Source organism: Kluyvera chengduensis (assembly GCF_044197065.1).
In the GTDB taxonomy this organism is placed as follows: domain Bacteria; phylum Pseudomonadota; class Gammaproteobacteria; order Enterobacterales; family Enterobacteriaceae; genus Kluyvera; species Kluyvera ascorbata_C.
Genome location: NZ_JBIQOI010000002.1, coordinates 1,033,186 through 1,058,237 on the forward strand (window position 1 = coordinate 1,033,186; position 25,052 = coordinate 1,058,237).

27 protein-coding genes are annotated in these 25,052 nt (G+C 51.7%); 20 read left to right on the forward strand and 7 right to left on the reverse strand.

All coding sequences use genetic code 11. From position 1 onward, the window contains the following. Positions 1 to 6: 6 nt before the first annotated feature. The 14 genes from lptE to lipA all read left to right on the forward strand — a co-directional run bounded on the left by lptE (position 7) and on the right by lipA (position 13,010). Positions 7 to 579 carry an LPS assembly lipoprotein LptE gene (gene lptE, locus ACH1XZ_RS10510; protein ID WP_395595474.1) on the forward strand — a complete coding sequence of 191 codons (573 nt, stop codon included), beginning with the start codon at positions 7 to 9 and terminating at the stop codon, positions 577 to 579. Then, positions 579 to 1,610, forward strand: a complete 1,032-nt coding sequence (gene holA / locus ACH1XZ_RS10515) for a DNA polymerase III subunit delta (RefSeq protein WP_395595475.1) — start codon at positions 579 to 581, stop codon at positions 1,608 to 1,610. Before lptE ends, holA begins: the two co-directional genes overlap by 1 nt. Then, positions 1,603 to 2,262, forward strand: a complete 660-nt coding sequence (gene nadD / locus ACH1XZ_RS10520) for a nicotinate-nucleotide adenylyltransferase (protein WP_395595476.1) — start codon at positions 1,603 to 1,605, stop codon at positions 2,260 to 2,262. Before holA ends, nadD begins: the two co-directional genes overlap by 8 nt. Before the next feature lie 23 nt (positions 2,263 to 2,285). Beyond that, a complete protein-coding gene (locus ACH1XZ_RS10525; protein ID WP_395595477.1) occupies positions 2,286 to 2,897 on the forward strand; it encodes an adenosylcobalamin/alpha-ribazole phosphatase in 612 nt (203 codons plus the stop codon). Positions 2,898 to 3,157: 260 nt separating this feature from the next. Next, entirely contained in the window at positions 3,158 to 3,475 is a 318-nt protein-coding gene (gene rsfS / locus ACH1XZ_RS10530; protein ID WP_035894326.1) for a ribosome silencing factor, read from the forward strand. 3 nt (positions 3,476 to 3,478) lie between these two features. Next, a complete protein-coding gene (rlmH, locus tag ACH1XZ_RS10535; protein ID WP_035894327.1) occupies positions 3,479 to 3,946 on the forward strand; it encodes a 23S rRNA (pseudouridine(1915)-N(3))-methyltransferase RlmH in 468 nt (155 codons plus the stop codon). Between the two features lie 26 nt (positions 3,947 to 3,972). After that, complete coding sequence (gene mrdA, locus ACH1XZ_RS10540) at positions 3,973 to 5,874, forward strand: peptidoglycan DD-transpeptidase MrdA (protein ID WP_395595478.1); 1,902 nt, start codon at positions 3,973 to 3,975, stop codon at positions 5,872 to 5,874. Between the two features lie 2 nt (positions 5,875 to 5,876). Beyond that, positions 5,877 to 6,989: a peptidoglycan glycosyltransferase MrdB gene (gene mrdB, locus ACH1XZ_RS10545; RefSeq protein ID WP_395595479.1), complete on the forward strand. Its 1,113-nt coding sequence runs from the start codon at positions 5,877 to 5,879 to the stop codon at positions 6,987 to 6,989. Between the two features lie 10 nt (positions 6,990 to 6,999). Next, positions 7,000 to 8,130 carry an endolytic peptidoglycan transglycosylase RlpA gene (rlpA, locus tag ACH1XZ_RS10550; RefSeq protein WP_395595480.1) on the forward strand — a complete coding sequence of 377 codons (1,131 nt, stop codon included), beginning with the start codon at positions 7,000 to 7,002 and terminating at the stop codon, positions 8,128 to 8,130. A gap of 138 nt (positions 8,131 to 8,268) precedes the next feature. Then, a complete protein-coding gene (gene dacA, locus ACH1XZ_RS10555; protein WP_123650106.1) occupies positions 8,269 to 9,468 on the forward strand; it encodes a D-alanyl-D-alanine carboxypeptidase DacA in 1,200 nt (399 codons plus the stop codon). A 106-nt stretch (positions 9,469 to 9,574) separates the two neighbouring features. Next, positions 9,575 to 9,838, forward strand: coding sequence for a DUF493 family protein YbeD (gene ybeD / locus ACH1XZ_RS10560; RefSeq protein ID WP_035894333.1), 264 nt, complete (start codon positions 9,575 to 9,577; stop codon positions 9,836 to 9,838). 99 nt (positions 9,839 to 9,937) lie between these two features. Next, positions 9,938 to 10,579, forward strand: a complete 642-nt coding sequence (gene lipB / locus ACH1XZ_RS10565) for a lipoyl(octanoyl) transferase LipB (protein WP_395595481.1) — start codon at positions 9,938 to 9,940, stop codon at positions 10,577 to 10,579. Positions 10,580 to 10,886: 307 nt separating this feature from the next. Then, positions 10,887 to 11,843, forward strand: coding sequence for a YbeF family transcriptional regulator (locus ACH1XZ_RS10570; protein ID WP_395595482.1), 957 nt, complete (start codon positions 10,887 to 10,889; stop codon positions 11,841 to 11,843). A gap of 201 nt (positions 11,844 to 12,044) precedes the next feature. Then, entirely contained in the window at positions 12,045 to 13,010 is a 966-nt protein-coding gene (gene lipA / locus ACH1XZ_RS10575) for a lipoyl synthase (RefSeq protein ID WP_035894335.1), read from the forward strand. A 210-nt stretch (positions 13,011 to 13,220) separates the two neighbouring features. On the opposite strand, the gene tatE is transcribed toward lipA, so the two are convergent. Both tatE and ACH1XZ_RS10585 read right to left on the reverse strand, forming a co-directional pair. After that, positions 13,221 to 13,421: a twin-arginine translocase subunit TatE gene (gene tatE, locus ACH1XZ_RS10580; RefSeq protein ID WP_035894336.1), complete on the reverse strand. Its 201-nt coding sequence runs from the start codon at positions 13,419 to 13,421 to the stop codon at positions 13,221 to 13,223. 126 nt (positions 13,422 to 13,547) lie between these two features. Next, positions 13,548 to 14,336 carry a deaminated glutathione amidase gene (locus ACH1XZ_RS10585; protein WP_395595483.1) on the reverse strand — a complete coding sequence of 263 codons (789 nt, stop codon included), beginning with the start codon at positions 14,334 to 14,336 and terminating at the stop codon, positions 13,548 to 13,550. 117 nt (positions 14,337 to 14,453) lie between these two features. Between ACH1XZ_RS10585 and crcB the strand changes: the two genes are divergently transcribed. Continuing rightward, the gene (gene crcB / locus ACH1XZ_RS10590; protein ID WP_395595484.1) at positions 14,454 to 14,831 is read left to right on the forward strand and encodes a fluoride efflux transporter CrcB; all 378 of its coding nucleotides are present in this window, start codon (positions 14,454 to 14,456) and stop codon (positions 14,829 to 14,831) included. Positions 14,832 to 14,890: 59 nt separating this feature from the next. Here crcB and cspE read toward each other — a convergent pair whose 3' ends face one another. Both cspE and pagP read right to left on the reverse strand, forming a co-directional pair. Beyond that, on the reverse strand, positions 14,891 to 15,100 hold the full coding sequence (gene cspE / locus ACH1XZ_RS10595; protein WP_000034826.1) for a transcription antiterminator/RNA stability regulator CspE: 210 nt from the start codon (positions 15,098 to 15,100) through the stop codon (positions 14,891 to 14,893). Between the two features lie 160 nt (positions 15,101 to 15,260). Next, the gene (pagP, locus tag ACH1XZ_RS10600) at positions 15,261 to 15,836 is read right to left on the reverse strand and encodes a lipid IV(A) palmitoyltransferase PagP (RefSeq protein ID WP_395595485.1); all 576 of its coding nucleotides are present in this window, start codon (positions 15,834 to 15,836) and stop codon (positions 15,261 to 15,263) included. A 653-nt stretch (positions 15,837 to 16,489) separates the two neighbouring features. On the opposite strand from pagP, the gene dcuC reads away from it, so the two are divergent. Further along, positions 16,490 to 17,860, forward strand: coding sequence for an anaerobic C4-dicarboxylate transporter DcuC (gene dcuC / locus ACH1XZ_RS10605; protein ID WP_395595486.1), 1,371 nt, complete (start codon positions 16,490 to 16,492; stop codon positions 17,858 to 17,860). Positions 17,861 to 17,953: 93 nt separating this feature from the next. Next, positions 17,954 to 18,754, forward strand: a complete 801-nt coding sequence (gene rna, locus ACH1XZ_RS10610; RefSeq protein ID WP_395595487.1) for a ribonuclease I — start codon at positions 17,954 to 17,956, stop codon at positions 18,752 to 18,754. Positions 18,755 to 18,793: 39 nt separating this feature from the next. Here the strand turns inward: rna and ACH1XZ_RS10615 are convergent, their stop codons facing one another. Next, the gene (locus ACH1XZ_RS10615) at positions 18,794 to 19,624 is read right to left on the reverse strand and encodes an alpha/beta fold hydrolase (protein ID WP_395595488.1); all 831 of its coding nucleotides are present in this window, start codon (positions 19,622 to 19,624) and stop codon (positions 18,794 to 18,796) included. 234 nt (positions 19,625 to 19,858) lie between these two features. On the opposite strand from ACH1XZ_RS10615, the gene rnk reads away from it, so the two are divergent. Together rnk and uspG are read left to right on the forward strand one after the other, a co-directional pair. Then, positions 19,859 to 20,269, forward strand: coding sequence for a nucleoside diphosphate kinase regulator (gene rnk / locus ACH1XZ_RS10620; RefSeq protein WP_395595489.1), 411 nt, complete (start codon positions 19,859 to 19,861; stop codon positions 20,267 to 20,269). A gap of 169 nt (positions 20,270 to 20,438) precedes the next feature. After that, positions 20,439 to 20,867, forward strand: a complete 429-nt coding sequence (gene uspG, locus ACH1XZ_RS10625; RefSeq protein ID WP_395595490.1) for a universal stress protein UspG — start codon at positions 20,439 to 20,441, stop codon at positions 20,865 to 20,867. Between the two features lie 68 nt (positions 20,868 to 20,935). Here the strand turns inward: uspG and ahpF are convergent, their stop codons facing one another. After that, the gene (ahpF, locus tag ACH1XZ_RS10630) at positions 20,936 to 22,501 is read right to left on the reverse strand and encodes an alkyl hydroperoxide reductase subunit F (protein WP_395595491.1); all 1,566 of its coding nucleotides are present in this window, start codon (positions 22,499 to 22,501) and stop codon (positions 20,936 to 20,938) included. Positions 22,502 to 22,682: 181 nt separating this feature from the next. Further along, positions 22,683 to 23,246: an alkyl hydroperoxide reductase subunit C gene (gene ahpC / locus ACH1XZ_RS10635; protein WP_035895873.1), complete on the reverse strand. Its 564-nt coding sequence runs from the start codon at positions 23,244 to 23,246 to the stop codon at positions 22,683 to 22,685. A gap of 795 nt (positions 23,247 to 24,041) precedes the next feature. Here ahpC and citR point away from each other — a divergent pair. Next, entirely contained in the window at positions 24,042 to 24,968 is a 927-nt protein-coding gene (gene citR, locus ACH1XZ_RS10640; protein ID WP_395595492.1) for a DNA-binding transcriptional repressor CitR, read from the forward strand. Positions 24,969 to 25,052: the final 84 nt, after the last annotated feature.

Sequence of the window (25,052 nt, forward strand, 5' to 3'; positions counted from 1 at the left end):
GGAAGCGTGCGATACCTGACAACATTGTTGTTATCTTTGGCGGTGCTGGTCACCGCCGGATGCGGCTGGCATCTGCGTAGTACTACGCAGGTACCGGACGATATGAAAACATTGATTCTTCAGTCCAGCGATCCTAACGGCCCTCTGAGCCGTGCGGTCCGCGATCAGCTGAGAGCGAGTGGTATTAGCGTGCTTGATCAGAGCACGACGCGTCAGGACGTTCCGTCTCTGCGTCTTGGCTCATCCAGCATCCAGAAGGATACCGCTTCCGTCTTCCAGAATGGTCAAACCGCTGAGTATCAGATGGTGATGACGGTCAACGCTACGGTGCTGATCCCGGGTCAGGATATCTTCCCGATCAACACCAAAGTGTTCCGTTCGTTCTTTGACAACCCGCAACAAGCGCTGGCTAAAGACAACGAGCAAGACCTCATCGTAAAAGAGATGTACCAAAGAGCAGCTGAGCAGCTCGTGCGTAAGCTGCCAAGCGTACACGTTGCTGATGTCAAAGAGAGCGAGGCGAATCAGGCAGACAAGCCTGCGGCTAGCTCTCGTGTCTCCACCACTCTGGGTAACTGATGATTCGGTTGTACCCAGAACAACTCCGCGCGCAGCTCTCTGAAGGGCTGCGCGCGGCGTATCTCCTGCTCGGTAATGATCCCCTTTTCCTTCAAGAAAGTCAGGACGCAATACGGCATGCCGCCGTCAGCGAAGGCTTTATCGAGCACCATACCTTTACGCTTGATGCCAGTACCGACTGGCATGAGCTCTTTTCTCTGTGTCAGGCAATGAGCCTGTTCGCCAGCCGCCAGACGCTGCTGCTGCTGCTGCCTGAAAACGGGCCTAATGCGGCAATGAACGAACAGCTCGCTACGCTGGTCGGCCTGCTGCATGACGATCTTTTGCTGATCGTTCGCGGCAACAAGCTGACCAAAGCGCAGGAAAACGCCGCCTGGCTGGCCGCGCTGGCCACCCGTGCCGTACAGATTAGCTGTCAGACGCCGGAACCGGCGAACCTGCCGCGCTGGCTTGCCAACCGCGCAAAACAGAGCAACCTCCAGCTTGATGAACCCGCCAGCCAACTGCTGTGTTACTGCTATGAAGGTAATCTGCTGGCACTGTCGCAGGCGCTGGAACGATTGTCGCTACTGTGGCCGGACGGTAAGCTGACGCTGCCTCGCGTCGAACAAGCCGTTAACGATGCCGCGCACTTTACCCCCTTCCACTGGGTCGACGCCCTGTTAGCCGGTAAAAGCAAACGTGCGCTGCATATCCTGCAACAGCTACGATTAGAAGGCAGCGAGCCGGTTATTCTGCTGCGTACCGTACAACGCGAACTGCTGCTGCTGGTGACCTTGAAACGTCAGAGTGCGCACACGCCGCTGCGTTCGCTGTTTGATAAGCATCGGGTCTGGCAAAACCGTCGTGGCATGGTGGGCGATGCGCTCAACCGCCTTAGCGCGCCGCAGCTTCGTCAAGCCGTCACGCTGTTAAGCCACGCGGAACTCACGCTGAAGCAAGATTACGGTCAGTCGGTCTGGGCTGAACTGGAAAGTTTGTCGCTACTGCTTTGTCATAAAGCACTGGCCGACGTTTTTATCGATGGATGATATGGCAAAACTACAGGCGCTTTTTGGCGGGACCTTCGATCCCATTCACTACGGTCACCTTAAGCCGGTAGAGATTCTGGCCAACCTGATTGGTCTGTCTCGGGTCATTATTATGCCCAACAACGTGCCACCGCACCGCCCGCAGCCGGAAGCCACCAGCGAACAGCGCAAGTTTATGGTCGAACTGGCCATTGCCGACAAACCGCTGTTCGTCCTCGACGAACGCGAACTGCGCCGCGATACGCCATCCTGGACGGCAGATACGCTGCAGGAATGGCGGCAGGAGCAAGGCCCAGATCAACCGCTCGCGTTTATCATCGGCCAGGACTCACTGCTGACCTTCCCAAGCTGGGAGCGCTATGAAACGATCCTCGATAACGCTCATCTGCTGGTCACACGTCGACCTGGCTATCCGCTGACCATGAAGCAAGAAGAACACCAGCAGTGGCTCGACCGCCACCTCACCAGCAATATCGAAGACCTACATAACCAGCCAGCAGGGAAAATTTACCTCGCGGAAACACCGTGGTTTGACGTCTCCGCTACGCTGATTCGTGAACGCTTAGAGCGCGGCGAGTCCTGCGAGGAAATGATGCCGGAGGCCGTGCTCTCTTACATCATGAATCAGGGGCTCTATCACCACGGCGCCTAGCGCCAGGCTAAAGGGGAAGCACGATGAAAATCTGGCTGGTGCGCCACGGTGAAACTGAAGCCAACGTAGCAAGGCTTTACAGCGGCCACACCCCTACTCCACTTACAGAAAAAGGTCAGCAGCAGGCTCAACGGCTCGGCGAGATGCTGCATCACGTTCCCTTCGACCGCGTACTGTGCAGCGAACTGGAGCGCACCCAGCATACGGCGCGTCTGCTGTTAGGCAATCGTCAAATTCCCGTCACGCCACACCCGCTGCTTAACGAAATGTTTTTCGGTGACTGGGAGATGCGTCATCACCGTGACCTTCAGATTGAAGATAAAGAAAACTACGCCGCCTGGTGCGCCGACTGGCAGCATGCCGCGCCGACCAATGGCGAAAGCTTTCCCGATTTTTCTGGTCGCATCTCGGCATTTACTGCCGAGCTCGCTCACTACCAGGATGAAAATCTGCTTATCGTCAGTCACCAGGGCGTGCTTAGCCTGCTGACAGCGCTGTTACTCGGCATGCCGATGGCCGGAATGTGGCATTTTCGCATCGACCACGGCGCGTGGAGCGTTATTGATTTTTCAGCGGAATTCGTCACCCTCCGAGTGCTCAATAGTCGCGCAATCTGGCTGCCGGAAGCGGAATAAAACGGATTTCTGCACCAGACCTCCGTCCACCCATTGACACGCGTTGCAAGGCTGTTATCCTCCGCAGCCAGAAACATCCCCCTCCAACACTTGTGGACAGAAATTGTTTTACAAAAATGGCGATGCAATCGGCGTGAAGGGATGGGATGATAGCCCGCCAGAACGCTCGTTCGGTGATTTTTTGTCCCGATAATGTTTTCAGTTCGGGTATACTGTCAGGCTGTTTAATATTGTTTATCTTCACACCCCAGGGGGAACACTTGCAGGGTAAAGCACTCCAGGATTTTGTTGTCGACAAAATTGATGATTTGAAAGGTCAGGACATCATCTCTATTGATGTTAAAGGTAAATCCAGCATTACTGATTGCATGGTTATCTGTACTGGCACCTCTAGCCGCCACGTAATGTCCATTGCTGACCATGTGGTCCAGGAATCCCGCGCCGCCGGTTTGCTGCCGATGGGCGTTGAAGGCGAAAATACCGGCGACTGGATTGTTGTTGATTTAGGCGATGTCATTGTCCATGTCATGCAGGAAGACAGCCGTCGCCTGTATGAACTGGAAAAGCTCTGGGGTTAAGTTGTGAAGCTGCAGTTGGTCGCCGTCGGCACCAAAATGCCGGATTGGGTACAAACCGGATTTACCGAATACCTTCGTCGTTTTCCGAAAGATATGCCGTTCGAACTGGTGGAAATTCCTGCCGGCAAGCGCGGTAAAAACGCGGACATCAAACGTATTCTGGATAAAGAGGGCGAGTTAATGCTCGCCGCCGCAGGAAAAAACCGCATCGTCACGCTGGATATTCCAGGCAAACCCTGGGATACGCCACAGCTTGCGCGCGAGCTGGAACGCTGGAAAGGCGACGGTCGTGACGTCAGTCTGCTTATCGGCGGCCCTGAAGGTCTTTCCCCGGCATGCAAAGCCGCAGCAGAACAAAGTTGGTCGCTCTCCACGCTGACGCTCCCGCACCCGCTTGTGCGCGTGCTGGTTGCCGAAAGTTTGTACCGGGCGTGGAGTATTACCACCAACCACCCTTACCACCGCGAGTAATGAGACCTAGGTAGATTAAGCAGCGAATGAAACTACAGAATTCTTTTCGCGACTATACGGCAGAGTCCGCGCTTTTTGTGCGCCGGGCGGTGGTCGCTTTTTTGGGAATTTTGCTGCTTACCGGCGTGCTGATTGCCAACCTCTACAATTTGCAGATCGTCCGTTTTACCGACTACCAGACGCGTTCTAACGAAAACCGCATCAAGCTGGTGCCTATCGCGCCAAGTCGCGGCATTATTTACGATCGCAACGGGACGCCGCTGGCGCTTAACCGCACCATCTACCAGCTAGAAATCATGCCGGAAAAAGTCGACAGCGTGCAGGAGACCATTGATGGCCTGCGCAGCGTCGTCGACCTTTCCGATGATGATATTGCCGCCTTTAAAAAAGAGCGCGCGCGTTCGCATCGCTTTACCTCCATTCCGCTGAAAACCAACCTCACCGAAGTGCAGGTGGCGCGCTTTGCCGTCAACCAGTACCGTTTCCCGGGCGTTGAGGTTAAAGGCTACAAGCGCCGCTTCTATCCGTATGGTTCTGCCCTGACCCACGTCATCGGCTACGTCTCCAAAATTAACGATAAAGACGTCGACCGCCTGGATAAAGACGGTAAGCTCGCCAACTATGCGGCGACCCACGATATCGGCAAACTCGGTATCGAACGTTATTACGAAGACATGCTGCACGGGCAGACCGGCTATGAAGAGGTTGAGGTTAACAACCGTGGCCGCGTTATCCGCCAGCTCAAAGAGGTGCCGCCGCAGGCCGGTCACGATATCTACCTGACGCTTGATCTGAAGCTACAGCAGTATATCGAAACTCTGCTCGCCGGTAGCCGTGCCGCCGTGGTGGTCACAGACCCACGCAACGGCAGCATTCTGGCGCTGGTTTCAATGCCAAGCTACGATCCAAACCTGTTCGTTGATGGCATTTCCAGTAAAGACTACAGCGGCCTGCTAAACGATCCAAACACGCCGCTGGTGAACCGTGCCACCCAGGGGGTTTACCCTCCAGCCTCAACGGTGAAACCGTATGTGGCCGTCTCCGCTATGAGCGCGGGTGTGATTAACCGCAATACCAGCCTGTTTGACCCAGGGTGGTGGCAGCTTCCTGGCTCAGAAAAACGCTATCGTGACTGGAAAAAATGGGGCCACGGCCACCTGAACGTCACCAAAGCGCTGGAAGAGTCCGCGGATACCTTCTTCTACCAGGTCGCCTATGATATGGGTATTGACCGTCTGTCTGAGTGGATGAGCAAGTTTGGCTACGGTGATTACACCGGCATCGACCTTTCGGAAGAACGTTCCGGTAACATGCCGACGCGCGAATGGAAGCTGAAACGCTTTAAGAAACCGTGGTATCAGGGCGATACCATTCCGGTGGGGATCGGTCAGGGTTACTGGACCGCGACACCTATCCAGATGAGCAAAGCGCTGATGATCCTGATTAACGATGGCATCATCAAAACGCCTCATCTACTCGCCAGCACGGTAGAAGATGGAAAAAAAGTCCCCTGGGTCCAGCCTCAGGAACCGCCAATTGGCGATATTCACTCCGGCTACTGGGAAATTGCTAAAGATGGGATGTTTGGCGTTGCCAACCGTGGCAACGGTACCGCGCATAAGTATTTTGCCAGCGCGCCGTACAAAATTGCCGCCAAGTCAGGTACCGCCCAGGTGTTTGGTCTGAAAGCAAACGAAACGTACAACGCCCACCGTATTGCAGAGCGTTTGCGTGACCATAAATTAATGACCGCGTTCGCACCGTATAACGACCCGCAGGTGGCGGTCGCTATTATTTTAGAAAACGGCGGTGCGGGTCCGGCAGTTGGTACCATTATGCGTCAAATTCTCGACCACATTATGTTGGGCGATAACAACACCGATTTACCGGCAGAGAACCCAGCCGCCGCCGCGTCGGAGGACCAATAAACATGACGGATAATCCGAACAAAAAATCCATTTGGGATAAAATCCACATCGACCCTGCCATGCTGCTCATTCTGCTGGCGCTGCTGACCTACAGTGCGTTGGTTATCTGGAGCGCCAGCGGCCAGGATATGGGCATGATGGAGCGAAAAATCGGCCAGATTGCGATGGGTATCGTCATCATGATCGTGATGGCGCAGATCCCACCGCGCGTATACGAAGGCTGGGCCCCGTGGCTCTATATCTTCTGTATTATCCTGCTCGTGGCGGTAGATGCCTTTGGCGCTATCTCCAAAGGCGCACAGCGCTGGCTGGATCTGGGTGTCGTCCGCTTCCAGCCGTCGGAAATCGCCAAAATCGCGGTGCCGCTGATGGTAGCGCGTTTTATCAACCGCGATGTCTGTCCACCAACGTTGAAAAACACCGGGATCGCGCTGATACTGATTTTCCTGCCAACCCTGCTGGTTGCCGCACAGCCTGACCTGGGGACTTCGATTCTTATCGCACTCTCAGGCCTTTTCGTGCTGTTCCTGGCCGGTTTAAGCTGGCGTTTAATTCTGGTTGCCGTTCTGCTGGTCGCCGCCTTCATTCCGATATTGTGGTTCTTCCTGATGCACGACTATCAACGCCAGCGCGTCATGATGCTCATGGACCCAGAATCAGACCCGCTGGGCGCGGGCTACCACATTATTCAATCTAAAATCGCCATTGGCTCCGGCGGCCTGCGCGGGAAAGGCTGGCTGCACGGTACGCAGTCGCAGCTCGAGTTTCTACCGGAACGCCACACCGACTTTATCTTCGCGGTGCTTTCAGAAGAGCTGGGGCTTATCGGGATTCTTATCCTTCTGGCGCTCTACGTCCTGCTGATTATGCGCGGACTGTGGATTGCTGCTCAGGCACAAACGTCCTTCGGTCGCGTGATGGCCGGCGGTTTAATGTTGATTTTATTCGTTTATGTCTTCGTAAATATTGGTATGGTAAGTGGCATCTTGCCGGTGGTTGGCGTACCGCTACCGCTGGTCAGCTACGGGGGCTCGGCCCTGATCGTACTGATGGCCGGGTTTGGTATCGTCATGTCGATACACACCCACAGAAAAATGTTGTCAAAAAGCGTCTAAGGGGTGCTCAATGCGTAAGCAATGGCTTGGGATCTGCATAGCGGCAGGGCTGCTGGCGGCTTGTTCGAGCGATGATGTTCAACAAAAAACCGTCTCTGCACCACAACCTGCGGTATGTAACGGCCCGTCGGTAGAAATCAGCGGGGCCGATCCGCGCTTTGAACCCCTGAATGCAACTGCAAATCAGGACTATGAACGCGACGGTAAGAAATACAAAATCGTTCAGGCCCCGTCAAACTTCAGCCAGGCCGGTCTCGCCGCCATTTATGATGCCGAACCGGGCAGCAACCTGACGGCCTCCGGTGAAGCTTTCGACCCGACGCAGCTGACGGCGGCGCACCCAACGTTGCCTATTCCGAGCTACGCGCGTATCACCAACCTGGCCAACGGTCGAATGATCGTGGTACGCATTAACGATCGCGGCCCATATGGCAACGATCGTGTGATCTCTCTTTCTCGCGCCGCAGCGGATCGTCTAAACACCTCCAATAATACCAAGGTCCGTATCGACCCGATTATTGTGGCTCAGGATGGTTCACTTTCTGGTCCTGGCATGGCCTGTACCACCGTAGCGAAACAGACCTATGCCCTGCCGAGCCGCCCGGATCTGAGCGGCGGGATGGGCAGCGCCTCTTCCGCCCCACAGGCCAGCGCTCCACAGGGTGACGTTCGCGCTATCAGCAACGATACCCTGACCTCCGCCGACAACGGCGAAGGCGCACCGGTGAAAAGCGGTGGTTTCCTTGGCGCCCCAACACCATTAAATAGCGGCGTACTGGAAGAGCCAGCCCCAACGCCAGCCCCTGCCGCGACGGCAGCACCGGTCAGCGCGCCGGCAAGCACCGCTCCGGTTAGCGCCCCAGCGGCCGCAGCAGTTGCCGCCCCGGCCGCTGCCTCAACTGCATCCGCGACCACCGGCAATTACGTCGTTCAGGTGGGGGCCGTTAGCGATCAGGCCCGTGCGCAGCAGTATCAGCAGCGCTTAAGTCAGCAGTTTTCCGTACCGGGCCGCGTCACGCAAAACGGTGCGGTGTGGCGTATTCAGCTCGGTCCGTTCGGCAGCAAAAGCGAGGCCAGCACAATACAACAGCGTTTGCAGAGCGAAGCGCAGCTGCAATCGTTTATTACTCACGCCAACTAGAGCGCTCAGAGGTATCCGAATCTTCGTATATGTAAAAGTCATTAACAAAGTCATATGCGATGTCGGATGCCTGTCTGTAGGGCATTTGCTATAGTAAGGCACTTTTTTAACTCCATCACGGATGTCGTTGTTTTGACCATGAAGACCTCTTTTTTCGCTCGCTTACTCATTCCGGCGCTCTCCGTCGCAGCACTGTCTTCCGCTGCCCACGCCGATGACCTGAACATCAAAACCATGATCCCAGGCGTTCCGCAGATTGACGCGGAATCCTACATTCTTATTGATTACAACTCCGGTAAAGTCCTGGCTGAGCAGAATGCTGACAGCCGTCGCGACCCGGCGAGCCTGACCAAAATGATGACCAGCTACGTCATCGGCCAGGCAATGAAAGCAGGTAAATTTAAAGAGTCAGATTTAGTCACTATCGGCAACGATGCCTGGGCGACCGGCAACCCGGTATTCAAAGGCTCTTCCCTGATGTTCCTGAAGCCTGGCATGCAGGTTCCTGTATCCCAGCTTATCCGCGGTATTAACCTGCAATCCGGCAACGATGCGTGCGTCGCGATGGCCGACTACGTGGCCGGTAGCCAGGATGCTTTCGTTGGCTTGATGAACAGCTACGTCACCGCGCTGGGCTTGCAGAACACCCACTTCCAGACCGTTCATGGCCTGGACGCTGATGGTCAGTACAGCTCCGCACGCGACATGGCGATGATTGGCCAGGCGTTGATCCGTGACGTACCGAACGAATACACCATCTACAAAGAAAAAGAGTTCACCTTTAACGGTATCCGTCAGCTCAACCGTAACGGTCTGCTGTGGGACAACAGCCTGAACGTGGACGGCATCAAAACCGGCCACACCGATAAAGCAGGCTACAACCTGGTGGCTTCCGCAACCGAAGGTCAGATGCGCCTGGTTTCTGCTGTGATGGGCGGTCGTACCTACAAAGGACGTGAAACCGAAAGTAAAAAACTGCTGACCTGGGGCTTCCGTTTCTTCGAAACCGTGAACCCAATTAAAGCCGGTAAAGAGTTCGCTTCTGAGCCAGCCTGGTTTGGTGATACCGATCGCGCCTCTCTGGGCGTTGATAAAGACGTTTATCTGACTATCCCACGTGGCCGCATGAAAGACCTGAAGGCCAGCTACGTGCTGACCACCAGCGAACTGCATGCGCCACTGCAGAAAAATCAGGTTGTAGGGACCATTAACTTCCAGCTGGATGGCAAAACCATCGATCAACGTCCTCTGGTAGTCCTGCAGGAAATTCCTGAAGGCAACTTCTTCGGTAAGATCATTGATTACATTAAATTAATGTTCCACCACTGGTTTGGTTAAAAATCACCCACTTGAAAGTGTGATTTCCATCCCCATATACTATGCATAGTAAAAACAACTCCCGCACATTTGGCGGGAGTTGTTCTTTTTCAACACTGGAGCTGACATGAAAACCAAACTGAACGAACTGCTTGAATTCCCTACACCATTTACTTACAAAGTAATGGGTCTGGCGAAACCTGAGCTGGTTGACCTGGTGGTTGAAGTGGTACAGCGCCATGCGCCAGGTGACTACTCTCCGCAGATAAAACCAAGCAGCAAAGGCAATTACCACTCGGTGTCCATTACCATCAATGCTACTCACATTGAGCAGGTAGAGACGCTGTACGAAGAGTTGGGCAATATCGAAATCGTCCGTATGGTGCTGTAATCGCATCACCGTTACCCGGCACAGCCGGGTAACGCCTCCCCCCTTCTCCCTGTGATATACTCTGCAACCATCATTTCCCCTCTCTGCGGAGACGCTGTTTTGGACTTAAATACCCTCCTGATCCGTCAACTTGGCCTGCAATCCTACGAACCCATTTCTCAGGCAATGCATGATTTTACCGATAGCCGTGATGAATCCACGCTGGATGAAATCTGGCTGGTTGAACATCAGCCTGTGTTTACGCAAGGCCAGGCAGGTAAGGCCGAACACGTGTTGGTTCCGGGAGATATTCCGGTGATTCAGAGCGATCGGGGTGGTCAGGTGACTTATCATGGGCCGGGTCAACAGGTAATGTACGTACTGTTAAACCTCAAACGCCGCAAGCTTGGTGTGCGCGAACTGGTCACGCTTCTGGAGCAGACTGTCGTGAATACGCTGGCAGAAGTCGGCATTGAGGCACATCCGCGCGCCGATGCGCCGGGTGTTTACGTCGGCGAGAAAAAAATCTGCTCATTGGGGCTGCGCATTCGTAAAGGCTGTTCATTCCACGGTCTGGCACTCAATATTGCCATGGATCTGTCCCCCTTCCTGAGAATTAACCCTTGTGGTTATGCGGGAATGGAAATGGCCCAGGTTTCGCAATGGGTTAATGACGCGAAGCCGGAAAATATATCCCCACGATTAGTCTCCCATTTTTTAGCGCTGCTAAACAATCCGCCTCACGAATATATCCACGCTTAATATATTATATATTTTGGCCCAATAATCCGTTGGGCCATTCACTATATTTGTCTGTCGCCCTTTACAATAAGGGAATGATTCTCTATTTTTTCTTAATGATTTCACTATAAAATGCATCGTAGATCGCAATTTTGCGTAAAAAACCGCACATAAACATAGATTACATCAAAGCATTAGCTTTACTAATGCATTGACTCATAACGCAAAAATCGCGTTTTTATCTTGCGATCGAGTGGCGACCAGAATAATAATATTATTATTACGATAAACTATCATTCATGGTGTGAATGAATATGGGGTAAGCAGTGTGGATTATAACGATAAGCCTGAAAATAAAATCAACCTTAATGTCGAAAATGACACGCCACAAATCTTCCGTACGCTACGTAATATAGATCTTAATTTATTGACCATATTTGAAGCGGTATATGTGCATAAAGGCATCGTAAATGCTGCGAAAATACTGAATCTCACCCCTTCTGCGATAAGTCAGTCAATTCAGAAACTTAGACTCCTCTTCCCCGATCCTCTTTTTATTCGTAAAGGTCAGGGAGTCACGCCAACGGCTTATGCTACGCATCTTCATGAATATATCAGTCAGGGTCTGGAGTCTATTCTGGGGGCGCTGGACCTGAACGGCAGCTATGACAAGCAGCGGGTTATCACCATCGGCACCGCTGCCTCCGTAGGCGCCATTGTGATGCCAGTCATCTACCAAATTGTGAAAAAGACCTACCCGCAAGTCCTGCTGCGCAACGTTGCCGTGACGGACGCGAATGCGCAGCTCAGCCAGTTTCAGACCGATCTCATCATCGATAACCACGAACATAACAATCCGCGCACGCTGGGACGCCATTCGCTGTTTAGCGACAAATTGGTGTTGGTGTGCCGCAACGACCACCCGGCAGTTGATGAAGAGCCTTCTCTGGACACGCTGATGCAGTACGAGCACACCCTGCTGACGATGGACGGTGCAGGGCAAAATGACCAGTATAAACGTATTCGCGATATGCTTCCCGATCGGCAGGTGAGCGTAAGCAGTTACAACCTGTTCACCATCGCGTCACTGATCGCCTCAAGTAACCTGATAGGCATAATGCCGCTGCGCTTTTATCATATCTTCAAACAGTGCTGGCCATTAAAGACGCTGGATTTCGAACCACTCCAGCAGGAACGCGTCGACTTTTCATTGCATTACAACAAACTCAGCCTGCGTGACCCGGTAATGCAAAACATTATCAACGTCATCCACCAGGCGTTCTGAGCTTCGTACTCCTCATGCTCCCTTAGCCGGCAAAAAAGCATTATTCAACAACTATTTTACAATTTGCCGGCACGGTAGGCTGCTTTATGCCCCATTTAAATGGTATACTGCCTGCTCTAAATTCAAAAATAGTTGATAAATACAACATTCCCTTGAATTGAAACGCTTTCCCTCGATACTCGGAACTGGAACACGTACGCTATGAGTAAACCCATTGTGATGGAACGCGGTGTTAAGTACCGCGATGCCGATAAAATGGCCCTTATCCCGGTTAAAAACGTGGCAACAGAGCGCGAAGCGCTGCTGCGAAAACCGGAATGGATGAAAATTAAACTTCCGGCAGACTCCTCCCGTATCCAGGGTATCAAAGCAGCCATGCGTAAAAATGGTCTGCACTCCGTCTGTGAAGAAGCCTCCTGCCCTAACCTGGCTGAGTGCTTTAACCACGGCACCGCCACCTTTATGATTCTGGGCGCCATCTGTACCCGTCGCTGCCCGTTCTGCGACGTTGCCCACGGCCGCCCGGTGGCCCCGGATGCTAACGAACCACAAAAACTGGCTCAGACTATTGCCGATATGGCGCTGCGCTATGTGGTTATCACCTCTGTGGATCGTGACGATCTGCGTGACGGTGGTGCTCAGCACTTCGCTGATTGCATTACTGCAATTCGTGAGAAGAGCCCAACTATCAAGATTGAAACCCTGGTGCCAGACTTCCGTGGCCGTATGGATCGCGCGTTAGAGATCCTGACCGCAACGCCACCAGACGTCTTCAACCACAACCTGGAGAACGTGCCGCGTATTTATCGCCAGGTTCGCCCAGGGGCTGACTATAACTGGTCATTAAAACTGCTTGAGCGCTTTAAAGAAGCCCACCCAGAGATCCCAACCAAATCTGGTTTGATGGTTGGCTTGGGTGAAACCAACGCAGAAATTATCGAAGTTATGCGCGATCTGCGCCGCCATGGCGTCACCATGCTGACGCTGGGTCAGTATCTGCAGCCAAGCCGTCACCATCTGCCGGTACAGCGTTACGTGAGTCCGGACGAATTCGAAGAGATGAAAGCCGAAGCGCTGGCCATGGGCTTTACCCATGCAGCCTGTGGTCCATTCGTGCGTTCGTCCTACCACGCCGACCTCCAGGCTAAAGGCATGGAAGTGAAATAAGCCCGTAGCCAAAAACAAAAAGCCGCTTTCTGCTGAAAGCGGCTTTTTTTATGTCCCACGTGGAAATAAATTGTTTCAATAAGACAAATTTAGCAACGTCATTTCCATGAAAAAGGGCCACAACGTGCTTACGCTGTAGCCCCTTCCGCAGGTAGTCAAACCCGCGCATGACGCACGCGAATCGGTGCGCCACGTGAAACGCTGCCCTGCTTACTCTTTATGAGAGAGTTTTTCTGCCGGGGTTTCGTCTGCGCTTTTCTGCGCTGTGGTTTCATCGTCATTCATGGCTTTCTTGAAGCCCTTGATGGCTGAACCCAGATCCCCACCCAGAGTCCGTAATTTTTTGGTACCAAACACCAGAACAATCAGTGCTGCCACTACCAGCAGTTTGGTAATACTAATCTCACCCATAGATACCTTCTTCTCAAAAACAGGCTGCAGAATGCGCCACATCACTGTGGTTTATTAACGGTTATCTGGCGCGCGCACACAATAGCAATCTGTAACAAGGTGAATCAAGCGTTGTTTAAAAAAACGTCACGTTAATTGCGGTAGCGCAAACCGTCGATTCACCAATACCGGAAGCTGATGGCGAACGTTCAAAAGATGCTCTCGCTGAATATCAGAAACTATCAGCTGCGGTTCGGCCGTAGCGCCAGCCAGAGTCACCCCCAGCGGGTCGATAATCCGGCTTTGACCAATATTCCGCGTCCCACATTCGCCGCTTGCCACGATATAACAGGTGGTATCCAGCGCACGGGCCGCAAGCAGCGTTGACCAGTGGTATTCTTTCAGCGGCCCACGAACCCAGGCTGCGGGAAGCGCCAGAATATCCGCCCCTTGAAGTGCGAGGGTTAATGCAAGCTCGGGAAAACGAAGATCGTAGCAGGTCAGCAACCCCACCTTATAACCTTCAACCTCAATCAGCGGCGGGAGTTCATCACCAGCATCCACCCGTTTTGACTCCTGGATAGAAAATGCATCGTAGAGGTGGAGTTTATGATAGTGGGCAATCACCTCTCCTTCACGCAGCACCACCAGCGTGTTTCTCGCACGGCCTTCTGAAGAGGGAGTATGAATAGTCAGCACCGTCGTCACTGAATCACGGCGGCTTTGCGCTTTTAATATCTGCATAAAACCGCCATCAAGCGACTGCGCTGACTTTACGGACATATCAGGGTCAGTATCACTACGCGCCAGCAGTGCTTCCGGTAACACCAACAAAGAAGCCCCCGACTCTGCTGCCGAACGCATTAGCGCCACACAGCGTTGCGCATTGACCTGCCACTCCGGCGTGACAACAAACTGTCCTGCAGCTACCCGCATCCCCGCTCCTCAGGTTCTGTTAATATATCAATGTGATGAATGCTGATGAGTATATAGCCAGATTCATCTATTCAGCGTTAAACTGAGCCCATTAATAGAAAATGGCAGGAAACTCGCATGATGCAACTTTTGTTGGCCGTTTTTATTGGCGGAGGTACCGGGAGCGTTGCTCGCTGGCTGCTGAGCCTGAAATTCAATCCCATGCACCATGCCATCCCTCTGGGCACGTTAACGGCTAACCTGATTGGGGCATTTATCATCGGTGCCGGACTTGCCTGGTTTAATCGTCTACCTCAGATAGACCCGGTCTGGAAGCTGCTCATTACTACGGGGTTTTGCGGGGGGCTGACGACCTTCTCCACCTTCTCGGCGGAAGTGGTCTTCTTACTGCAGGCGGGGAAGTTTAGCTGGGCGCTGCTGAATATTACGGTCAACCTGTTGGGCTCATTTGCGATGACCGCTCTGGCCTTCTGGCTTTTCAGCTCTAGTCGCTAGAAAAAGGATAAAAAAAACCCGCGGTTAAGCGGGTTTTGAATTCTGACTGCTATTCTCGCTTACAGAGCGGTAACGTTAGCAGCAGAAGGGCCTTTGGCACCGTTAGTGATTTCGAACTCTACACGCTGACCTTCAGCCAGAGTTTTGAAACCGTTGGTCTGGATTGCAGAGAAGTGTACGAATACGTCTTTGCTGCCATCTTCCGGAGTAATGAAACCGAATCCTTTGGACTCATTAAACCACTTAACGTTACCTTTAATCTTAGACATCAAAATTACCTTTATATGAAAAAACGACACTAATCTGTGTCAGTTAACAGTACAACAATTGTCGTGGGTTTTGTCCAGCCTAACTTCGTTAAAAAGTGATAAATGTCTCTAACTTTTATTCGCGGGTTGACTTTACCGCACGCTGTGCTCCAGGCCGCTTTTAGAACTGGAAACGGAGCCACGCGAAGTAGACGTTACCGTTGTTATAGGTTCCGGGAATGTAGGTCATCTGGAACGTAGCGGGCCCGTAACCGATAGAGGCCATCGGCAGCGCAACCGGTACCGGGATATAGTTCCAGTTATCGCGCGCGGTCACCCCAATCGTGTAACCCAAGCCGAGATGGAAATTATCGTCCGCCAGCGGTCGCCAGGTGGCTTCCCAACCGTAGCCGCCAATCGGTTCCCACTTATTATAGGAGTCTTTAAATGCCATCAAATAGATGCCATGCCAGTTACCTTTATCATCCCAACGTGAGATACCAAAACCTGCACCCCAGGGACGTTCATTGTATTTATCCGTTTTCTCTTTATCGTAGGCAAAACGTGCATGCCAGGTAATCGCCGGTACATACAGATCATAATTCTGCGGCTCATCCCAAGTCTGCACAATGTTATTGCTCAGCGTGTTATAGCCATCCTTGATCGTCTCGGTAAAAGACGCGCGGGCAGGAAGCACAGTACCGAACAGTCCTACCATCATCACAAAAAGTGCGAAAAATCTATTTAGTTTTAACACGATAATCTTGCCAAAAAATGATTAATTAAGAATATTCTATCAAGCGTAAGCTCAATGATATCGCAACAGCAGCAGCAACTTAGCTTTTTTCTTCGCCTGGACTACAAATTAGAATATTCCCAAACAAACCGTCAAGCTAACCTAATGGTCCCCGTCAAATTATAATGCATACTGACTGCCAACGATAAGCATTATCGTCCAGAACCGGGAAAGCCATAAATAAAAAGTGCCTTCTTATAATATCCTGCTAAATGCTCCCCATATTATTTTGTAATATAAGAATACATACTTAATAATTAAACAACGGTATATTTTGCATGTTTTTTATGCAATTTATTTTCATCGCCGATCGCCAGCAAAAGAGCGCCATCCCTCCCCGCAACAACTGAGGCCGTCAGGCATTTATCCCTACAAATGGTAAGGCAACATTTCATTTCCTCTGGCTGTATAGTATTCCACCAGCACGCTATACTTACTGTGGTGACAATGTTCCACTTTGTGAGTACACCGACCAAATGATCACTTCGCTTTCTTTAATTACTCTTTTTATTGATTTTCATCAGCTAAATTTGTCGTTTTTTTCGGCACATTTCACCCCTTACTTTTGATGCAGCACTGCGTCAATTTTTACAACTGGGCGATAGGTGTTAATAATGTTAACGTTCTTTGAACTCCTGATTGGTGTTGTGGTTATTGTGGGCGTGGCCCGCTACATCATCAAAGGTTATTCAGCAACAGGGGTCCTTTTCGTCGGTGGCTTACTGCTACTGATTGCTAGCGCATTGATGGGCCACAAGATTTTACCTAGCAGTGAAACCAGCACCGGTTACTCTGCAACCGATATTGTTGAATACATCAAGATCTTATTGATGAGCCGCGGCGGCGACCTCGGCATGATGATCATGATGCTCTGCGGTTTTGCCGCTTATATGACGCATATCGGCGCTAATGATATGGTCGTTAAGTTAACCTCCAAACCGCTGAAATTTATTAACTCGCCTTATTTACTGATGATTGCCGCCTATTTTGTGGCCTGCCTGATGTCACTGGCCGTCTCTTCAGCTACCGGGCTGGGCGTATTACTGATGGGCACGCTGTTCCCGGTGATGGTCAACGTGGGTATCAGCCGAGGTGCAGCAGCCGCTATTTGTGCTTCTCCGGCTGCTATTATTCTCTCCCCTACTTCCGGTGACGTGGTGCTGGCGGCAAAAGCCGCGGAAATGCCGCTGATTGATTTTGCGTTTAAAACCACACTGCCTATTTCCATCATTGCAATTATCGCCATGGCGATTACCCATTTCTTCTGGCAGCGCTATCTGGATAAAAAAGAGAATATTTCCCACGAGATGCTGGATGTCAGTGAAATTACCACCACGGCACCTCGTTTCTATGCCATCCTGCCGTTTACGCCAATTTTCGGGGTACTGATTTTTGACGGCAAATGGGGCCCAGAACTGCATATTATCGCCATCCTGGTTATCTGCATGCTGCTGGCCGCAGTGCTGGAATTCCTGCGCGGCTTTAATACCCAAAACGTGTTTGCGGGCCTCGAAGTTGCCTATCGTGGTATGGCTGATGCGTTCGCAGGCGTGGTGATGCTGTTGGTTGCTGCGGGCGTATTTGCCCAAGGTCTGAGCACTATCGGCTTTATTAACAGCCTGATATCCATTGCAACGTCGTTCGGTTCCGCCAGCATTATATTAATGCTCGTGCTGGTGATCCTGACGATGCTGGCAGCAATGACCACCGGTTCCGGTAACGCACCGTTCTATGCTTTCGTCGAGATGATCCCGAAGCTGGCGCAATCCTCCGGCGTCAACCCAGCCTATCTTTCTATTCCGATGCTGCAGGCCTCCAACCTCGGTCGTACTATCTCCCCAGTCTCCGGCGTGGTAGTGGCAGTAGCCGGTATGGCCAAAATATCTCCATTTGAAGTGGTTAAGCGTACATCGTTGCCGGTTATCATTGGTCTCATCGCGGTCATTATCGCTACCGAGATTCTGGTGCCCGGCGTCGCCGCGTAATCATTTACTGGCTAAATAAATAAGGCGCCTGAGGGCGCCTTATTTTATTATGTAATAACGTCACTAAATGAATTAAACCGTGGAGTCAGGAATATGTTAAGGAAGAATATTGTGTCAGGATGCGCGCTGCTGCTCTGCGCGGGTAGCCTTCATGCTGCACCGCTGGAGCCCACACAATATGGCGACTTCGACCGTTACGTCCTGGCGCTCTCCTGGCAAACCGGTTTTTGCCAGAGCCAGCATGATAGAAACCGCAACGAGCCGCTGGAATGCCAGCAACAAAAAGAGGCCGTAAATAAGGCCGATTACCTCACGGTACATGGATTATGGCCAGGCCTGCCTGGCTCAATCGCTTCTCGTGGTGTCGATAACAATCGCTGGATGCGGTTTGGCTGCGCAACCCGCCCGATTCCAAACATGCCGGAAGCAAAAGCCAGCCGCAAATGTGCCGCTGAAGAGACCGGTTTATCGCTGGAAATGGCCAACAAACTCAATCAGGTGATGCCGGGTAGCGGCGGGAAAACCTGCCTTGAGCGCTACGAGTACGCAAAGCACGGCGTCTGCTTTGGTTTTGATCCGGATGCCTATTTCGGCACGATGGTGCGCCTGAACGGCGAAGTAAAACAAAGCGCGCTCGGCCAGTTCCTCGCCGCCAACTACGGCAAAACCGTCACCCGAGCAAGCTTTGACGATGCCGTCGCCCGCGCCTTCGGCAAAGAGAATGTGAAAGCCGTGAAGCTCACGTGTAACGGTAATCCGGCCTATCTGACCGAAATGCAGATTGCGATTAAATCCGCCAGCATCAACAACCCACTGGCGGCGGATTCGCTGCTCCCGCAGCCGCATCCCGGCAACTGCGGCAAACAGTTTGTTCTGGATAAAATCGGTTACTAAGCGTGCGGTAATGCCCCCGGCGCTCGGGGGCGATTCGGACTATTGCTCGATAAACGACAGCAGATCTTCATTGATCTGATGTTTATGCGTGGTGCAGATCCCGTGCGATCCGCCGTGATACACCTTCAGCTCCGCGTTTGGCAAAATTTCTGCCGCTACCTTACCGCAGGTTTCAAACGGCACAATCTGATCGTCGTCACCGTGAATCACCAGCGTCGGGATGGTCATTCTGCGCAGGTCCTCACGCAGATCGGTTTCCGAGAACGCCTTGATGCAGTCGTACAGCGCCTTAATCGAGCCCTGAAGTCCTTGCTCAACAAAGCCTTCACGCACCGCTTTCGACTCCTTCGCGCCTGGGCGGTTATAGCCGTAAAATGCCGCCGTCAGCTCGTAGAAAAATGCGCCACGATCGTTAATCACGCCGTCACGGATACCATCAAACACTTCAAGCGGCACACCGTTCGGGTTAAAGTCCGTTTTGACCATAATTGGCGTGACGGCACCAATCAGCACCGCTTTCGCCACTCGCTGCGTGCCGTGTCGGCCAATATAGCGCGCGACCTCACCGCCGCCGGTCGAGTGCCCGACATGCACCGCATCTTTCAGATTTAGATGCGCCGTAAGCGCTGCCAGATCATCCGCATACTGATCCATATTGTGCCCATCCCAGGGCTGTGCCGAACGTCCGTGGCCTCGTCTGTCGTGGGCGATAACCCGATACCCTTTTGAACCCAGATACAGCATCTGATCCTCAAACGCATCAGACGTCAGCGGCCAGCCGTGGCTGAATACAATCGGCTGTCCGCTCCCCCAATCTTTAAACCAGAGATAACTACCATCTTTCAGGGTCAGTTTATCGAAACCACTCATACGATCTCCTGTGCGGGAAGGACGCTGCCAGGTGCAGCCTAAAAAGAATAATCCAGATTTATAGATTGCGAAGCATTTCGCATAAAATTCACACAACGAAGATGATTGCCATCGTCGAATGTGCGCTGTATCACTTCAAACCTGACGTCAGGATCAGTATGATGGGATGAGATGAACCCTTGCCGCTGGCGGTGAGGGTTTTCTTTTGGATAATCGATAGACATGGAGTAAATAATGACCAGACCTGCCATCATTATTAATGAGTTCGATGCCGAGCGTATCGACCGCCTGCTTGAGCAACCTGCTTATGCAAATTCCCCGGTGGCGAACGCGCTAAACGACGAACTGGATCGTGCCCAGATGTGTGCCCCAGAGGACATGCCGCATGATGTAGTGAGTATGAATAGCCAGGTCAGATTCCGCGATCTCACCACCGGCGAAGAGCGTGTCCGTACGCTGGTCTTCCCGGCACAGATGACCAACAGCGCCACCCAGCTTTCGGTAATGGCGCCCGTTGGCGCAGCGCTGCTTGGCCTGCGTGCAGGCAGTGCGATTCACTGGGAGTTACCGGGCGGCACTTCAACCCACCTGGAAGTCCTTGAGCTGCTGTATCAACCGGAAGCCGCGGGTGAATTTCATCGCTAACCTTCCGCGTTAATCAATTAAGAGGATGTTATGCATCCTCTTTCTGTTTTGCCCCGCCTAACGAAACTTTACAACTCCCCTTCCTTCGATAAACTATTTTGCGAACTAAATGACATATTCAGAACGTATTATGTGTTTTGATAGTTCCACAAAGACAAGGAGGAGCCATATGTACAAAACAATCATTATGCCAGTTGATGTTTTTGAGATGGAGTTGAGTGACAAAGCCGTTCGTCACGCAGAATTTTTAGCCCAGCAGGATGGCATTATCCATCTGCTACACGTGTTGCCCGCATCGGCCAGCTACACCATGAGCCGCTTTGCCGCCGATCTACGACGCTTTGAAGAGCATTTGCAAAAAGAAGCCGAAAGCCGCCTGACCACAATGGTAAGCCATTTCTCTATTGACCCTTCCCGCATTAAGCTTCACGTTCGCCTCGGCAGCGTTCGCGATGCGGTGAATGAGCTGGCGGAAGAGCTGAATGCCGATATGGTCGTCATTGGTTCACGTAACCCGTCTATCAGCACGCACCTTCTTGGCTCTAACGCCTCAAGCGTTATCCGCCACGCACATATCCCAGTTTTAGTCGTACGATAACCAATAGAGTAAAGCAAAAAAAGGCCACCTTTCGGTGGCCTTTGACATTGCAGGCATTGTCTTCTTTTTTATGCTGTTTTGGTACGAATCAGGTAGTCAAATGAACTCAGTGACGCCTTCGCACCCTCGCCAGTGGCGATAATAATCTGTTTGTACGGCACGGTGGTGCAGTCGCCTGCGGCGAATACGCCCTTCACGTTAGTTTCGCATTTCGCATCAATAATGATTTCGCCCATGCGATTGCGCTCAATGGTGCCTTCGAGCCAGTTGGTGTTTGGCAATAGACCAATCTGGACAAAGATACCCGCCAGCGCAACGTGATGTTCGTCACCGGTCACGCGGTCACGATACTGCAGCCCGGTCACTTTGCTGCCGTCGCCTTTCACTTCAGTGGTCTGCGCGTTAAGAATAATATCGACGTTTTTCAGGCTGCGCACTTTATCCTGCAACACCTGGTCGGCCTTCATTTCTGGCGCAAACTCAAGCAGCGTCACGTGTTCAACGACACCAGCCAGATCGATAGCCGCTTCCACGCCGGAGTTACCGCCACCAATCACCGCCACGCGTTTACCTTTAAACAGCGGGCCGTCGCAGTGTGGACAGTAGGTCACACCTTTGGTGCGATACTGATCTTCACCCGGAACGTTCATGTTACGCCATTTAGCACCGGTCGCAATGATAATGCTGCGCGCTTTCAGCACCGCGCCAGAGGCCGTTTCAATCTGATGCAGACCGCCTTCAACCGCGGCAGGAATCAGTTTAGACGCGCTCTGGGAGTCAATCACGTCCACGTCGTACTCGCTCACGTGCGCCTTCAGCGCGCCCGCCAGCTTCTGGCCTTCGGTTTTTGGTACCGAGATATAGTTTTCGATATCGACGGTATCCAGCACCTGGCCGCCAAAGCGTTCGCCCATCAGGCCAGTACGAATCCCTTTACGCGCCGAGTAAACCGCTGCCGCCGCGCCGGACGGGCCGGAACCGACAATCAGCACATCGTAAGCGTCACGCTTGTTCAGCTCTTCCGCAGCACGTTTTTCCGCGCCGGTATCTACCTTGGCAACGATTTCCGCCAGCGTCATACGACCCTGACCAAACTCCTGACCGTTCATAAACACCGCCGGAACGCCCATGACGTTACGGTCGGTAATTTCGTTCTGGTAAGTCCCGCCGTCAATCGCCGTGTGCTTGATGCGCGGGTTCAATACCGACATCAGGTTCAGTGCCTGCACCACGTCAGGGCAGTTGTGGCAAGAGAGCGAGTAGTACGTTTCAAACTCAAAATCGCCGTCGATATCGCGGATCTGCTCCAGCAGAGACTGCGCTTCTTTCGACGGGTGACCACCGGTCCACAGCAGCGCCAGTACCAGAGATGTAAACTCGTGCCCCAGCGGGGAGCCCGCAAAGCGTGGGCCCTGGTGGGAGCCTGGGTTAGTAATCAGGAACGATGGCTTGCGTACCGCGAGCGTGTTGTCTTCTTTAAAGGTGACGTTGTCTGACAGTTCAGCGATTTCAGCCAACAGTTCCTTGATCTCTGCCGATTTAGCGCTGTCATCCAGCGTGGCAATCAGCTCAACAGGTTTGGTCAGCTTCTCAAGATAGGCCTTGAGCTGGGTTTTCATGTTGGTGTCGAGCATTTTTATCTCCTGGGCTTAAAACATCATCATGCAAGCGGCCACGTACGAGCTGCGTGTAAGCAACTTGCATCATGATGCTGGAATAAAACAGGCGCAGAGGCGCGCCTGTTGGATGCCGGATGGCACTGCGTTTATCCGGCCTACATGCAGTAGGCCAGTGCAGCGCCGCCGAGCAGACGACTTAGATTTTGCCGACGAGGTCCAGAGATGGAGCCAGAGTGGCTTCGCCTTCTTTCCATTTAGCCGGGCACACTTCGCCTGGGTGGGAAGCAACATACTGAGCCGCTTTGATTTTACGCAGCAGGTCAGAAGCGTCACGGCCGATACCTTCAGCGGTAACTTCGATTGCCTGGATGATACCCTGCGGGTCAACAACGAAGGTAGCACGGTCAGCCAGGCCTTCATCTTCACGCATGTTGTCGAAGTTACGGGTCAGGGCGCCAGTCGGGTCACCGATCATCGCGTATTTGATTTTCGCGATGGTGTCAGAGCTGCTGTGCCATGCTTTGTGGGTGAAGTGGGTGTCGGTAGAAACAGAGTACACATCCACGCCCAGTTTCTGCAGCTCTTCGTAATGGTCAGCAACGTCGCCCAGTTCGGTCGGGCATACGAAGGTGAAGTCAGCCGGGTAGAAGAAGAAGACGCTCCAGCGACCTTCGGTATCTTTTTCGGTAACTTCTACGAATTCACCGTTTTTGAACGCCTGGTTTTTGAAAGGTTTGATTTTGGTATTAATTAAAGACATCGAGTACTTCCTCCGTGTTTTCGTTGAGGTCTAAGTTAACGACTTTTTCCTGATTCGACCAATGCGTTTACATTATCAAATCAATAAGCGTTATCTAACAACCGGAACAAGACAGCTTTGTGAACCCATGTTGAGAGTGCGCACGATTCGCTCATCCCCAAACGTAAAAAGGCCGCAACGCGGCGGCCCTGTTACCTGAATTCCCAGCAGGTAGTGAATTCAGCACCAGCAGCGCTGGCATGTTGTTGCGCTCTCTATCACCTTTAACAAAGGTGTTAACAGCGTTTTGATTACATCACCCTGGTCCGCAAAGGGCAATCAACCTGCCGTCGGTCTTCTCTATGGCTGTAATAGGCTACGCCGTTTGTTGCAGATTACCCACTGATTTTACATTGTTTTTCTGTGAGCAATCCTTCTTTACTTACACATCCGGAGCGCGCTTGAGGGCAAAACCCCCATTAATTACCACCTCACTGGTCTTTGTGAAACGCCTGGAATGCGCAGGTTGTGAAATCGTCGACGGAGCATTCAGACAATTTACATAGAGGGCAATAATATTTTTCAATCGTTATATAAATCACTCAACACAACAAAAACCATGTTAATAATGAAACAAACTATTATGTATTTCAATTATATTCAAGATAAGCATCATTACCTTACTTTTAGTAACAGTGGCTAAACTTAACTTTATGATATATATTTAGATTAGGTTTATCAGCATTGTAGTTTTTCGAACACATGGATTGTGACGAATGGAGCAAAGGACCGCTTCATTCAACATAAGGAAAAAAAATGGCCAACCTTTATAATCTCAAGAGATTCGATCTCAACCTGCTCGTTATTTTTGAGTGCATCTATCAAAACCTGAGCATCAGCAAAGCCGCAGAAACGCTATTTATCACGCCTTCGGCAGTGAGCCAATCGCTGCAGCGGCTACGCGTGCAATTAAACGACCCCTTATTTGTGCGCTCGGGTAAAGGGATTACCCCTACCACCGTAGCCATCAACCTGCATCACCATCTCGAGCAAAATCTGAATAGCATTGAAGAGACCATTAACATCACGGGTAAAACTGAGCTAAAAAGGCGATTTGTGGTCTACGGCCCCCAGTTTCATGCCATACCTGAACTGACCCAATTTATCAATATTCTGTTTGAAGACCCCAATATGGAAGTGGTCTACAACGACACGGCGTCAGAGACCGATCAGATTGAAGATCTCCTCAACTATCGCAAGGCCGACGTCGTATTTACGCTAGAAAAATGCGAAAGCCGCTCGCTCGCCTGTACCCCCTTTAGTGAATGCGAAGTTTTACTTATCTGCCGTAAAGACCATCCGCGCCTTGGGGATACCGCCTCAACGGATGAAATATTGCAGGAACGATTCGCAGTACTGCAATCACGTGAGCACCAGGTGAAAGAGTATCTAAAGATGTATTCTTCCGCTCGTCTGGCAGAAAGAGATATTGCTTTTAGCTCATCGTCATTAATGAGTGTTTTCAATGCTATTCACCATAGTGATTTGGTTGGAATTGCCCCTAAATATATATTTGAAAGTTTGAAAGACACACTCCAGTTAAAGCAAATCACCACACCAACCACGATGCCTAAATTTAATTTGTACATGGTATATAGTCGTTCATCACTCAGTTCCCCATTCTTCCAGGAAATAATAAATAGAATACACGAAGATAAAATCATTCACACAAAAAATACATAAAAGAAATCAATAAATAATTAGCATATATTAAACCATTTATTAGCCATAAGAAAAGAGTACTATATCAGCACCTTATTAAATGTC

Excerpts from the sequence above, each read along its gene's own strand:
- rna (WP_395595487.1), top strand. The coding sequence starts at position 17,954 with ATGTTAAGGAAGAATATTGTGTCAGGATGCGCGCTGCTGCTCTGCGCG.
- tatE (WP_035894336.1), bottom strand. The coding sequence starts at position 13,421 with ATGGGTGAGATTAGTATTACCAAACTGCTGGTAGTGGCAGCACTGATT.
- uspG (WP_395595490.1), top strand. The coding sequence starts at position 20,439 with ATGTACAAAACAATCATTATGCCAGTTGATGTTTTTGAGATGGAGTTG.
- ACH1XZ_RS10585 (WP_395595483.1), bottom strand. The coding sequence starts at position 14,336 with ATGCGGGTAGCTGCAGGACAGTTTGTTGTCACGCCGGAGTGGCAGGTC.
- lipA (WP_035894335.1), top strand. The coding sequence starts at position 12,045 with ATGAGTAAACCCATTGTGATGGAACGCGGTGTTAAGTACCGCGATGCC.
- ahpC (WP_035895873.1), bottom strand. The coding sequence starts at position 23,246 with ATGTCTTTAATTAATACCAAAATCAAACCTTTCAAAAACCAGGCGTTC.
- nadD (WP_395595476.1), top strand. The coding sequence starts at position 1,603 with ATGGATGATATGGCAAAACTACAGGCGCTTTTTGGCGGGACCTTCGAT.
- mrdB (WP_395595479.1), top strand. The coding sequence starts at position 5,877 with ATGACGGATAATCCGAACAAAAAATCCATTTGGGATAAAATCCACATC.
- dacA (WP_123650106.1), top strand. The coding sequence starts at position 8,269 with ATGAAGACCTCTTTTTTCGCTCGCTTACTCATTCCGGCGCTCTCCGTC.
- holA (WP_395595475.1), top strand. The coding sequence starts at position 579 with ATGATTCGGTTGTACCCAGAACAACTCCGCGCGCAGCTCTCTGAAGGG.
- ahpF (WP_395595491.1), bottom strand. The coding sequence starts at position 22,501 with ATGCTCGACACCAACATGAAAACCCAGCTCAAGGCCTATCTTGAGAAG.
- citR (WP_395595492.1), top strand. The coding sequence starts at position 24,042 with ATGGCCAACCTTTATAATCTCAAGAGATTCGATCTCAACCTGCTCGTT.
- crcB (WP_395595484.1), top strand. The coding sequence starts at position 14,454 with ATGATGCAACTTTTGTTGGCCGTTTTTATTGGCGGAGGTACCGGGAGC.
- rnk (WP_395595489.1), top strand. The coding sequence starts at position 19,859 with ATGACCAGACCTGCCATCATTATTAATGAGTTCGATGCCGAGCGTATC.
- rlpA (WP_395595480.1), top strand. The coding sequence starts at position 7,000 with ATGCGTAAGCAATGGCTTGGGATCTGCATAGCGGCAGGGCTGCTGGCG.
- mrdA (WP_395595478.1), top strand. The coding sequence starts at position 3,973 with ATGAAACTACAGAATTCTTTTCGCGACTATACGGCAGAGTCCGCGCTT.
- ACH1XZ_RS10615 (WP_395595488.1), bottom strand. The coding sequence starts at position 19,624 with ATGAGTGGTTTCGATAAACTGACCCTGAAAGATGGTAGTTATCTCTGG.
- cspE (WP_000034826.1), bottom strand. The coding sequence starts at position 15,100 with ATGTCTAAGATTAAAGGTAACGTTAAGTGGTTTAATGAGTCCAAAGGA.
- dcuC (WP_395595486.1), top strand. The coding sequence starts at position 16,490 with ATGTTAACGTTCTTTGAACTCCTGATTGGTGTTGTGGTTATTGTGGGC.
- ybeD (WP_035894333.1), top strand. The coding sequence starts at position 9,575 with ATGAAAACCAAACTGAACGAACTGCTTGAATTCCCTACACCATTTACT.
- ACH1XZ_RS10525 (WP_395595477.1), top strand. The coding sequence starts at position 2,286 with ATGAAAATCTGGCTGGTGCGCCACGGTGAAACTGAAGCCAACGTAGCA.